We start from the raw sequence: 11,732 nt of genomic DNA on the forward strand, positions 1-11,732 counted from the left end.
ATAGTATGAGTGAATTTATGATAATGAGTGTTCTTAAAAATGGCATGTTTACAGGAGCTATGATTGCAGCTCCAGTACTAATTGTTTCTCTTGTAGTTGGACTTTTAATAAGTGTGTTTCAAGCTACAACTCAAATCCAGGAGCAAACATTGACTTTTGTACCAAAACTAATAGCAATTCTTTTAGTAGTAGCTATTGGTGGAAGCTGGATGTTACATACTCTTATTAATTTTACTTCTGAGATATTCAATATGATATCTCTTATAACTAAGTAGGTAGGGTGCATATGATTTTTGTATTTATTAGAATAGTAGCCTTCTTCGGAACATTGAGAATACTATTTCCAGCTGGTACACCTGCTTTATTTAAGTCACTTTTTGCAATCATTATATCAATATTGATTTCAAGTACTATGCAAATTGAATATGCAACAAATGTAGATAATATTGTAATGTTTACGTTATATGGTATAAATGAGACGATAACAGGGATTATTCTCGGATATATAACTAATCTATGTTTTTATAGTATCAGAATGGCAGGTTCTATGATGGACCAACAGATGGGATTATCAATGATTAATATGTTTGACCCAAATTCAATGGCTCAAACAACTTTAATTGATAATCTTATGAACTGGACAGCAATAATGATATTTTTTAGCATGGATGGGCATCATGTTTTAATTCGAGGTATAAGGTATAGTTTTGAGTTAATTCCAATAGGAAAATCATTTGTAGATAATAATATAGATTATATAATAAACATATTTGTGCAGTGCTTTATAACTGGATTCAAAATAGCAATACCTATTGTACTTTGTCTGCTTATGGCAGATTTTATATTAGGTCTTATATCAAGAAGTGTACCTCAACTAAACGTAATGATAGTTGGTATGCCATTAAAAATATTGGTTGGTATAGCACTATTTATCATATCAATACCTTTAATTGTCAACCAAATAAGTCACTTATTGAGTCAGATACCAAAGATGTATGAGGGAACTTTTGCACTAGCCCCCATGTTTTTTATGGGTTCAGCAGATAAAACAGAAGAAGCCACTCCAAAGAAAAAGGGAGAACAAAGAAAAAAAGGTAATATAGCAAAAAGTAGAGAATTACCCGTTGCAATGACTCTATTTGCATTCACTTTATTAGTCCCTACATTATTTTCATATGTAGTGGATACACTTAAATCTTCACTTAATCATTTTTTAAGTGTGAATTTTTATATGGACATAAATTATTCAAATCTAGAAAACTTAGTTATAGTGGGATTAATGGATTTTTTTAAGATATTTTTGCCAATAGCTATTCCATTCTTGGTTTTAGGTATAGTAGCTAACCTGTTTCAAGTGGGAATATTGTTTACTGGGGAAACTTTGAAACCAAATCTATCAAAATTAAATCCAGTTAGTGGATTCAAAAATATGTTTTCCATGAGAAGTTTATCAACTTTAATAAAGGATGTAGCGATTATATCTGTCTTAGCATACATAGGATATAAATTCTTTCAAGATAATTATTTAGATATCTTAAAGCTAGGTAATATATATCTTCCAACTTTAATGTATACAATTAAAGACTTAGTATATTCTATATTAAGTAAAATTTGCATAGCTATGATAGTTATAGCAGCTGCAGACTATTTTTATCAAAGATATAGTCATAAAAAGCAACTTAGAATGACAAAACAAGAAATTAAAGATGAATATAAAAACTCAGAAGGGGACCCAGAAATAAAAGCTAAAATAAAACAAAAACAAAGACAAATCTCATCTCAAAGGACTATGCAAGCAGTACCAAGCGCTACTGTAATAGTAACCAATCCAACTCACTTATCTATAGCAGTGAGATATGAAAAAGGAAAGGACCAAGCTCCAGTAGTAGTGGCAAAAGGTGCAGACTATTTAGCTTTTAAAATAAGGGAAATCGCAAAGGGAAATGATATCCCAATAATAGAAAATAAACCTATCGCTAGGTTGTTATATAAGCAAGTAGAAATAGACCAAGAAATTCCAGAGGACATGTATCAAGCTTTTGCAGAGATATTAGTAGCAGTATATAAAATCAAAAATAGATACAAAGTCCCAAAAAGGTAGGATAAGTAATGAATAAGTTTAATCTAAAGGAACATATGGACGTAATAGTGGCTTTTGGTGTCGTAGGAATTGTTCTTATGATGATAGTGCCATTACCTACATTTATATTAGATATTTTACTGGCAATTAACATAAGTTTATCTGTGCTAATTTTATTAATGACATTATTTACAACAAATGTACTTGATTTATCTATATTTCCAACAGTGTTACTTGTTACAACACTATTTAGATTGGGATTAAATCTTTCATCAACTAGATTGATTTTAACTCAAGGATATGCAGGTGAAGTTATAGAGGCATTTGGAAGTTTTGTTGTAGGTGGAAATTACGTAGTAGGTATAATTATATTCCTAATTATATTAATTGTTCAATTTGTCGTTATAACTAATGGTTCTGGAAGAGTATCTGAAGTAACAGCTAGATTTACGTTAGATGCCATGCCAGGGAAGCAGATGAGTATAGATGCAGATTTAAATGCAGGAGTTATAGATGACAAAACCGCTAGAAAAAGAAGAAAAGAACTCCAACAAGAAGCTGATTTTTATGGATCTATGGATGGTGCAAATAAGTTTGTAAAAGGAGATGCTATAGCAGGTCTTATAGTAACAGCAATAAACATAATAGGAGGAATTGTAATAGGAGCTGTAATGCTAAACATGACTCTTATGGGTGCAGCTCAGACTTATGTAAGACTTACTATAGGTGATGGACTTGTAAGCCAGATACCAGCTCTACTAATATCTACATCAGCTGGTATAATCGTAACAAGAGCTTCGACTGATGAAAACTTTGGTGACTTAGTAGGTAAGCAATTAACAGCAATACCAAAAGCAATAATGATGACTGGATGTGTTTTAATTGTACTTGGTATGATGCCTGGATTACCTAAACCAGCGTTTTTTTCACTGGGAATAGGTGCAATAGCAGCAGGTTACTTCTTAGGAAGAGAAAAGAAGGATACCTTAGAAGATTTAGATTTTGAAAAACCTGATATGGTAAATCCAGACAAAAACGAAGTAGAAGATGTAACAAACTTAATAAATGTAGAAGCTATAGAAGTAGAAATTGGATATGGCTTAATATCTCTAGCTGATGAATCAGCAGGAGGAGATTTACTTCAGAGAATAGCATCAATAAGAAGACAATGTGCCATAGACATGGGTATCGTTGTACAACCTATAAGAATAAGAGATAATTTACAATTAAATCCGAACCAATACAATATAAAGATAAAAGGTAATGTAGTTGGTGGATATGAGATAATGCCTAATATGGTTTTATGTATGGACCCTATGAATCAAGGTTTTAATATATTTGGAATAAAGACAATTGAGCCTACTTTTGGAATAGAGGCACTTTGGATAGAAAGTGATAAGGTAGAAGATGCAGAGTTAAAAGGTTATACAGTTGTAGATTCATCCACAATACTTATAACCCATTTACTAGATATAATAAAATCCAATGCACATGAATTGCTGGGAAGACAAGAAGTTAAGACTATTATAGATGCAGCAAGAGAAAATTATAGTGCTGTAGTTGATGAATTGATACCAGATTTAATGACACTTGGTGAGGTTCAAAAAGTACTTAAAAATCTGTTGAGAGAAAAAGTAAATATAAAGGATAGGGTTACAATACTTGAAACACTTGCAGACCAGTCTCGAAATACAAAAGACATAGAGCTTCTTACTGAATATGTGAGAATAGCTTTAGCTAGAAGTATTTGTACGAATTTGGTGGATGAAGATAAGTCAATTGTAGTGGCTACATTATCTCCAGAAACTGAGGAATTAGTATCCAATAATTTACAAAGGTCTGTAAATGGAACTTATCCAGCCGTTGACCCAGAAAATACAAACAAAATATTTGAGAGTATACAAGATGTAATAGGTAATGTATATTTCAATCATAATATACCAGTAATAGTAGTATCACCAAAGATAAGAGCACCATTTAGAAAACTAGTTGAGATTGTATATCCTAATTTGACGGTACTATCATTAAATGAAATACCTAATGATGTTAAAATCAAAGCAGAAGGTGTGGTGAGCATATATGATGACGAAAAAGTATACAGCTGATACAATTCAGGATGCTATGAATCTAGCCAAAATGGAATTGGGTGACAATATTACATTAATAGATAAAAAAGAGGTAAGAAAATCTGGAATACGAGGTATTTTTTCTAAGAGAGATATCGAATTAACTGTCGGATGGGAAAAGAGAGATAATGTAGAACAAAATGACTTGAAACGAGAGGTAGAACAATTAAAGTCAATTATAAGTAATATGGGGTTTGATAATAAGAATGACAATGATATAGATAAAATATGTAAGAACCTACTAAATCTAGAGTTAAATGAAGAAATTGTAGAGTCCATAAGAACTGACTTACAAGAAATGAAGTTCAATGGAATTGATACAAGTAAAAATTTAGTGGAAAGTCTAAAGAAAAAGATTAAAATAGAAAATCCAACGATAAATGGGAAAATCGCTCTAGTTGGACCACCAGGAGTAGGTAAGACAACTACAATAGCAAAGTTAGCTGCAAAATTAGTATTTGAGGAAAATAAAAAAGTAGGTGTAATAACTATAGATACCTATAGAATTGGCGCTGTAGAGCAGTTAAAGATATATACTGACATAATGAATATTCCTTTTAAAGGAGTAATAAGCCCTGATGAGATGGAGTTGGCACTTGATGAGATGAAAGATTGTGATGTTGTATTAATAGATACCACAGGTAGAGGATATAAAAATTCTATGCAAATACTAGAAATCAAAAATCTCATAGATAAAGCTGAAACTGATAATATACACTTAGTTTTGAATTGCACAACAAGAGAAAATGATACAAAAGCAATTATAGATTCATATAAAAATGTGAACTTTAAAAGTTTAATAATTACAAAGCTAGATGAAACAATCACATATGGTTCCATCTTTAACATAGTGAATTATGCACAAAAACCAATATCATATATTACAATAGGGCAAAATGTTCCTGATGATATTATAAAACCTAATGAAGATAAGATTATAAGATTACTATTAGGAGTTGAAAGTATATGATTGACCAAGCTCAAATCTTGAGAAAAATGGCAATAGAAAAAAAAGGACTTGATGAATTTATAGTAGATAATGGGAATGCACCTAAGATAATTACAATAGCTTCTGGGAAAGGTGGTGTTGGAAAGAGTAATCTTGCTACAAATTTGTCTATCTGCTTGACTAGGCTTAATAAAAAAGTTCTTATATTAGATGCAGATATAGGAATGTCAAATATAGATATAATAATGGGTGTAAATGTAAAAGGTACGATAATTGATGTAATTAATGGAGAAAAAAATATAGAAGATATAATTTCACAAACTAAATATGGTGTGAATATAATTTCTGGAGGTTCTGCACTTAATCATATAGAAGATTTTACAGAAGCTCAAAGAAATAAGTTTATACATAGCATAGAACAGATTCATGATGTCGATTTTATAATAATTGATACAGGAGCTGGTATGAGTAAAAGTCTATTGTCATTTATATATTGTAGTACTGAATTTTTCTTAATAACAACTCCAGAGCCAACATCATTGACTGATGCATATAGCTTACTAAAGGCTATAAGTAATTTCGGTATAAAGAGAAGTGCAAACATAATAATCAACAGAGTAATAAATTTAGAAGAGGCAAAATCTACATACAACAGAATAAAGATGGTTGTAGACAAATTTTTAAATCTTAATTTAGAGCTATATGGATATATAATAGATGATAAAAAAGTAGGAATATGTGTAAAAAAGCAGATACCATTTATTCTGGAATATCCTACAAGTAGCGCTTCAAAGTGTATTATATCTATAGCAAAGAGAATGGTAAGTCAGTCAAGAGAAGATATTGATGAGAATAAGGGTCTACTAAGAAAAATGTTTAGTATATTTAAAAGCTAAGGAGGCGTAGTTAATGAATAGAGACGAATTAATAAAAGAGAATATGCCTCTTGTAAAGAGTATAGCAAGAAAATTTTTTATACCTGGGAAAGGCTTTGAATATCAAGATTTAGTAAATAGTGGAGTTATTGGATTGATTGATGCAATAAATAAATTTGATGTTGAAAAAGGAGCAAAATTTTCTAGTTACTCTTATATAAAAATAAAATCAGCTATATTAGATGAAATTAGAAATCAAAGTCCAATCTCTAAGCACAATTTAACTAAAGTAAATAAATATAATAGAGTAGTAGAAAAATTACAGGCTGAGTTATTAAGAGAGCCAACTTCATATGAAATTGCAAATGAATTAAATATTTCAGAAAAGGAACTTTATGATATTGAAAATAATATAGATATGCTAAATATTGTGTCATTAAACCATGTAATCTTTGAAGATACAAATGAAACTGTACAAGATACAATAAGTGACAGAGAGGAAGATATTCCAGCAAATGTAATAGAGGAAGAAGAAAAACTAGAAATTTTATCTCAAGCAATTTGTAATTTAAGGGAAAAGGAAAAATTGATACTTTCACTGTACTATTATGAAGATTTAAATCTAAAGGAAATAGGGAAAGTGCTGGGTGTTTCAGAATCAAGAGTTTCACAACTCCACAGAAAATCAATAAGAAACCTAAGAAACAAAATAAAAGAACTTAAATATTCTATATAGATGGTGATTGATGTGATGATACAAATTATATTAATAGTAGTGTCTATTTTGATAATAGTAACTATAATTGCAAATTTACATAATGAATCAAAAAATAAAGATAACAGGTACTTTGATAAAATATTTGAACAGGAATATGAGGCAAATGATAGATTGATAGTTGCAGAAAAAAGAAGATTTTTTTTAGATAAAGTACTTGCTGAAATAAGAAGTAATAATCATATAAAAATTTATGAAAATTATAGCTTAATGAAAACCAATGAAGAAAAAAAAGAAGATATATTTATAGAATCAAAACAGGAAATAAAACAAGAAAATGAGCTATCTCTTAAAGTGAAACATCTTATAAATTCTGGTTATGATGATGTGGAAATATGCAAGATGCTAGATATTGGAAAGGGTGAACTGTCATTAATAAGGAGTTGTTACAAAATATAAGAATGTTATTATTTGATAAAAAAGTATTTTTAGGAATAGGGATTGGTATATTAATATCAACTTTATGTATAATGCTTTTTAGTAATAATGATATGAGTAAAGCAGAGATAGAAAAAAAGGCCAGAGCACTAGGTATGAAATATGCAAGTGAGATGAAAGTTTTAGAATAAATAGTCTTGTTGAACAATTTACAAAAAAGGAGGTCATAATGTGATAAGAGGATTATATACAGCAGTTTCTGCTATGATAACAAATCAACAAAAGCAAAATGTTGTTGTCAATAACCTAGCCAACATGGATACTAATGGCTATAAAAGTAAACAGCTTTTAACCAAAAGTTTTGATGAATTGAAATTAGAAGGTTACAATAATTATGCAAATGGAACTAAACAAAAGCAAGAGATAGGAAAAATAAGTCCAGGTGTTTCTATGGATGAAACTATTACAGATTTTAACCAAGGTCCTATAAAACAGACTGATAATAAAATGGATGTAGCTATTCAAGGTAAGGGGTTCTTTTTGGTTAGTGATGCAGCTGGGAATCAGTTTTATACTAGAAATGGGAATTTTAGGACAGATAATCAAGGAGACCTTATAACTAGTGAAGGATACTATGTTCTTGGAACAAATACTGTAACTGGTGCTGTGGGTCATATAAATGTAGGAAATAAAAAGTTTGAAGTAGCAAAGGATAATACAATATCACTGGACGGAAATGCTATGTACAAATTTAATATGGTAGATTTTAATGACTATAATAAGCTAAAAAAAGAAGGCGATAACCTGTATTCTGGAGAAGGAGCTATAAAAGCAAATAATGCATATACAATACAAAATGCTATAGAGTCATCTAATGTGGATATGGTATCTGAAATCAACAATATGATGACAATTTCAAGAGAATATGAAGCAAATCAAAAGATAATTCAAGCTATGGATTCTAAATTAGCAAAAATAGCAAGCGAGATTGGTTCAGTAAGATAAATAATAGGAGGTGAATTTTTATGTACACAATGTTTTATACTAGTAAAACAGCTTTATCAGCAAATCAAAGTAAACTAGATATAATATCTAATAACATAGCAAATAATGATTCCACAGGATATAAAAAGCTAAATATAGAATATTCTGATTTAGTAGATGAAGTATTAAATAGACCATCATATCCCACAAATGGTAAAGATATATCAACTGGAACTGGTTCTAAAGTCTCAGCTCCTATGAGAAATTATGAACAAGGAGCATTAGCTCCAACAAATAGTAAAAGCGACTTGGCAATAGATGGAGAAGGATTTTTTAGAGTAATAAGAAATGATGGTACATATGCATATACAAGAAATGGTGGATTTAATGTAGATGCTTTAGGTAAGATTGTAGATGATAATGGAAATATATTAGATGTTCAATTTGATGCAGGTTATAACTATAATAATACAAATATAAATAATACAAACTTAACAGTTTCAAGAAATGGAGATTTATCTGTAGATAATAAGAAAATAGGAAAGATAAACTTATATGAACCTATAGGAACTCAAAATTTTATATCTGAAGGAGATAGCCTATTTGTTGCAACTGATGCAGGACAAGTCAAACAAGTTGGAAAGGTGGATATAGTTCAGGGCTACAGAGAAAGGTCAAATGTTTCTTTACAAGACGAATTTGTTGACTTGATAGCTACTCAAAGAGCATTTCAAATGAATTCAAAAGGCATAAAGACAGCAGATGAAATGTGGCAAATAGCTAATAATTTAAGAGCTAAATAATTATGTAAGGTGAGGAATATTCATGTATGATATGAAAGATTATGATTTCGGCAAACCTCAGAGTTATTCAAGAGAAAATTTAACTTGTTTAAATTTTTTATTAGCTGAATTCTGTAAAAAATATAAAAACTATATAGTTTATGAACTTAAGTGTAATTCTAGTATGGTGGTTGAGAATATAGACCAAGTAAATTATCAAACTTTTTTAGATAGGGTAACATCTTCATGTTTAGTAGTACAAAATTCGATGGAACCTATTATGAAAAACTTTTCTTTTAGAATAGATAGAAGTGTAGCTGATATGTGGATTGATATAACATCTGGAGGAAATGGAGTTATAATAGATACTAAAAGAGAACTTACAGAACTTGATAAGAAAGTGCTTTTACATCTTATGGAGGATTTAGTAAGAAATATGCATTTATTTGAAGGCTTTGAAAACATACAAGTATTAGATACACACACACATATTAATTTACCACAATTGTGTTCACCAACTGCACCTGTATGTGTTGTAGATTTAAAAGTGCTAAATGATAATGAGTATATTGGTACGGTTTCACTTTGTTTCCCATACAATGGTTTAGAGGCCATGTTGGAAAATATTTCTGTAGTAGAATTTTTAGATATGGATGCAGGAGATAATTCAGAAGAATTCACTAAGAAAATCTATGATAGTGTATCTAATATAGAATTATCAGTTATTGCAGAGATAGGTAAAGTATCAATTAATGTTGAGGATTTACTTAAACTAGAAGTTGGAGATGTAATAGTAACAAATAAAAAGATAAATGATTATATAGATGTATATGTAGAAAATTCAAAATCATACACAGCAACACCAGGATTTATATCAAGTAAAAAGGGTGTTAAAATAAATGATGCTGTCAAAAAAGAGGTGTAGTCATGGATAATAGTAATCTTATTTCAGATGAAGAAGCAAAAATGTTATTGAATGATAAAAGTGAAAAAGAAATTGGTGGAGATGATGAATTAGCTTTAGAAATTTCTGAAACTAATAGAAATAATATAGAGAGAATACTTGACCTTAAGTTAGAGTTATCTGTAGTTATAGGAAGAACTAAGATGAGTTTGAGAGATATTTTAAATTTAAATAAAGGTTCTCTTATTGAACTTGATACTTTAGCAGACCAAGATGTAGAAATACTAATAGACAATAAAGTACTGGCTTATGGAAAAGTGGTAGTGGTAGACTTAAACTTTGGTGTAAAAGTAACAAGTATAGTAAGTGAAGAGGACATGGTAAAATCTCTTGTTTAGAAACAAAATCAATTAATACTTATGGCATGAGGTGGTATTTATTTTAAACTTAAATGATGTAAAGAAAGATATATTAAAACTCAATAAAAAAGACTCATGTGCTCTATATAATGAATCTATTGATAATATAAATAATAATTGTATATCAAGTGGATTAAAATTTTTAAAAGAAGCAAGAGATTTAAGCCCAAATGATGTAGATATTTTAAATCTTATAGGTCTTATAAACCTACTAAAATGTAATTTTGATGAGGCTGTAGAAAGTTTCTATAAGAGTTCCATTTGTGAAAAAACTGCTCTGTGTGAAAAGTATATAAATATGCTTACATCTGAGGAGTTTTTAATTTTCTTTGAAAAATATAATCAGCTTATAAGATTCATAAACAAAGGAATGTACAAAGAAGCTATACAAGGTTTTAAATTTATAACTGAACAATACAGCGATTTAATAGAGCCTTATGAGTTGCTTGCTTTGATTTATGATAAAGAAGAAGAGTACATAAAATTTGATGAATGTTTAGAAGTGTTAAAAAGGATTGATAAAGAAAATCATTTATTAAACCAAGAGAATAATATATTAGATACATATAATAAACAAATCAAAAGTAATGCAGATGTAGATATTGATGAGAGTGAATTTTTACATAGAAATATTAAACACTCTAAATTTGATGAAACTAAAGATGTAGTTAAGAAAGATAATAGAACTGAAAAACAGAAAAATTTAACTTCTAATAAGAAAAAAAGTATTAAAAAAAATAAATATCTACATTTAGCAATAATATTAGGTATATTATTAATAGGACAAAATATATATAGTTCTTATAAGATGAATAATTTAAAAAAGCAGATGTCTGAAAATACTAGTGTTAAAAATGAAGAAAAACTAAATTCTAGCTTAAATGATAAAGAAAATAAGGAAAAGACTTCTAATTCAAATAATAATGATAGAAGTGATGATAAAGAAGATATAAACTCTGAAAAAAATACTGTAGATAATGAAAATGATAAAAATACTGATTTATTTACAGAAGATGAATTGATGTCTAAAGCGAATAATTTAAAGAAGGAAAAGAAAACAAAGTCTTCTATACAGTTATATAAAAAGGTAGTAGATACTGGTGGAAATAAAGGGAATACATCAGAAGCAACTTATCAAGTAGCTACTCTTAGTGAAAAATTAAAAGACTATAGTACTGCTGAAGAATATTATAAAATGTATGTAGAAAATTACTCAGAAGAAGATGCCTATTTTGATGAATCATATTATAATTTAGGTATGATGTATTATAATAAAGGTGATTTAAAAAATTCTAAATTGACATTAAAAAAACTAGTTAATAAAGTTCCTAATAGTATGTATAATAACTCAAAGGTAAAGGAAATTTTAAAAGAAGAATAAAAAATAAATAAGAAAAATAAACTATTTCATTTTAAAATAATTTATTTATAATATATTGACATACTATTTTAAAAAATTT

13 protein-coding genes are annotated in these 11,732 nt (G+C 28.8%); all 13 read left to right on the plus strand.

Annotation, left to right across the window (positions count from 1 at the left end; translation table 11 throughout):
* The first annotated feature begins 5 nt into the window (after window positions 1-5).
* Genes fliQ through KGF48_RS20675 form a run of 13 tightly spaced genes read left to right on the plus strand, consistent with a single transcriptional unit; the run spans window position 6 to window position 11,653 of the window.
* The gene (gene fliQ / locus KGF48_RS11230) at window positions 6-275 is read left to right on the plus strand and encodes a flagellar biosynthesis protein FliQ (RefSeq protein ID WP_227827762.1); all 270 of its coding nucleotides are present in this window, start codon (window positions 6-8) and stop codon (window positions 273-275) included.
* Window positions 276-286: 11 nt separating this feature from the next.
* Window positions 287-2,101, plus strand: a complete 1,815-nt coding sequence (locus KGF48_RS11235; protein ID WP_227839289.1) for a fused FliR family export protein/FlhB family type III secretion system protein — start codon at window positions 287-289, stop codon at window positions 2,099-2,101.
* 8 nt (window positions 2,102-2,109) lie between these two features.
* The gene (gene flhA, locus KGF48_RS11240) at window positions 2,110-4,185 is read left to right on the plus strand and encodes a flagellar biosynthesis protein FlhA (RefSeq protein ID WP_227827760.1); all 2,076 of its coding nucleotides are present in this window, start codon (window positions 2,110-2,112) and stop codon (window positions 4,183-4,185) included.
* Window positions 4,163-5,176 carry a flagellar biosynthesis protein FlhF gene (gene flhF, locus KGF48_RS11245; protein ID WP_227839288.1) on the plus strand — a complete coding sequence of 338 codons (1,014 nt, stop codon included), beginning with the start codon at window positions 4,163-4,165 and terminating at the stop codon, window positions 5,174-5,176. Before flhA ends, flhF begins: the two co-directional genes overlap by 23 nt.
* Complete coding sequence (locus KGF48_RS11250) at window positions 5,173-6,051, plus strand: MinD/ParA family protein (RefSeq protein WP_227839287.1); 879 nt, start codon at window positions 5,173-5,175, stop codon at window positions 6,049-6,051. The genes flhF and KGF48_RS11250 overlap by 4 nt, the downstream gene beginning before the upstream one ends.
* A gap of 13 nt (window positions 6,052-6,064) precedes the next feature.
* Window positions 6,065-6,766: a FliA/WhiG family RNA polymerase sigma factor gene (locus KGF48_RS11255; protein WP_227868055.1), complete on the plus strand. Its 702-nt coding sequence runs from the start codon at window positions 6,065-6,067 to the stop codon at window positions 6,764-6,766.
* Window positions 6,767-6,781: 15 nt separating this feature from the next.
* Window positions 6,782-7,204 (plus strand): DUF6115 domain-containing protein, encoded by a 423-nt coding sequence (locus tag KGF48_RS11260; protein ID WP_227839286.1) that lies wholly within the window; start codon window positions 6,782-6,784, stop codon window positions 7,202-7,204.
* Window positions 7,189-7,374: a flagellar protein gene (locus KGF48_RS11265; protein WP_227839285.1), complete on the plus strand. Its 186-nt coding sequence runs from the start codon at window positions 7,189-7,191 to the stop codon at window positions 7,372-7,374. Before KGF48_RS11260 ends, KGF48_RS11265 begins: the two co-directional genes overlap by 16 nt.
* A gap of 40 nt (window positions 7,375-7,414) precedes the next feature.
* Window positions 7,415-8,188, plus strand: coding sequence for a flagellar hook-basal body complex protein (locus KGF48_RS20670; RefSeq protein WP_227827754.1), 774 nt, complete (start codon window positions 7,415-7,417; stop codon window positions 8,186-8,188).
* A gap of 20 nt (window positions 8,189-8,208) precedes the next feature.
* Window positions 8,209-8,970, plus strand: a complete 762-nt coding sequence (locus tag KGF48_RS11275) for a flagellar hook-basal body complex protein (protein WP_227827753.1) — start codon at window positions 8,209-8,211, stop codon at window positions 8,968-8,970.
* Window positions 8,971-8,992: 22 nt separating this feature from the next.
* The gene (locus tag KGF48_RS11280; RefSeq protein WP_227839283.1) at window positions 8,993-9,874 is read left to right on the plus strand and encodes a FliM/FliN family flagellar motor switch protein; all 882 of its coding nucleotides are present in this window, start codon (window positions 8,993-8,995) and stop codon (window positions 9,872-9,874) included.
* A 2-nt stretch (window positions 9,875-9,876) separates the two neighbouring features.
* A complete protein-coding gene (locus KGF48_RS11285; protein ID WP_227827751.1) occupies window positions 9,877-10,251 on the plus strand; it encodes a FliM/FliN family flagellar motor switch protein in 375 nt (124 codons plus the stop codon).
* A 31-nt stretch (window positions 10,252-10,282) separates the two neighbouring features.
* Window positions 10,283-11,653, plus strand: a complete 1,371-nt coding sequence (locus tag KGF48_RS20675; RefSeq protein ID WP_227868056.1) for a tetratricopeptide repeat protein — start codon at window positions 10,283-10,285, stop codon at window positions 11,651-11,653.
* Window positions 11,654-11,732: the final 79 nt, after the last annotated feature.

Source organism: Clostridioides sp. ZZV15-6388 (assembly GCF_020657755.1).
Taxonomy (GTDB): Bacteria; Bacillota; Clostridia; order Peptostreptococcales; family Peptostreptococcaceae; genus Clostridioides.

Coding starts and splice junctions, on each gene's coding strand:
- KGF48_RS11275 (WP_227827753.1), top strand. CDS start 8,209: ATGTACACAATGTTTTATACTAGTAAAACAGCTTTATCAGCAAATCAA.
- fliQ (WP_227827762.1), top strand. CDS start 6: ATGAGTGAATTTATGATAATGAGTGTTCTTAAAAATGGCATGTTTACA.
- flhF (WP_227839288.1), top strand. CDS start 4,163: ATGACGAAAAAGTATACAGCTGATACAATTCAGGATGCTATGAATCTA.
- KGF48_RS11280 (WP_227839283.1), top strand. CDS start 8,993: ATGTATGATATGAAAGATTATGATTTCGGCAAACCTCAGAGTTATTCA.
- KGF48_RS11285 (WP_227827751.1), top strand. CDS start 9,877: ATGGATAATAGTAATCTTATTTCAGATGAAGAAGCAAAAATGTTATTG.
- KGF48_RS11250 (WP_227839287.1), top strand. CDS start 5,173: ATGATTGACCAAGCTCAAATCTTGAGAAAAATGGCAATAGAAAAAAAA.
- KGF48_RS11235 (WP_227839289.1), top strand. CDS start 287: ATGATTTTTGTATTTATTAGAATAGTAGCCTTCTTCGGAACATTGAGA.
- flhA (WP_227827760.1), top strand. CDS start 2,110: ATGAATAAGTTTAATCTAAAGGAACATATGGACGTAATAGTGGCTTTT.
- KGF48_RS11260 (WP_227839286.1), top strand. CDS start 6,782: ATGATACAAATTATATTAATAGTAGTGTCTATTTTGATAATAGTAACT.
- KGF48_RS11255 (WP_227868055.1), top strand. CDS start 6,065: ATGAATAGAGACGAATTAATAAAAGAGAATATGCCTCTTGTAAAGAGT.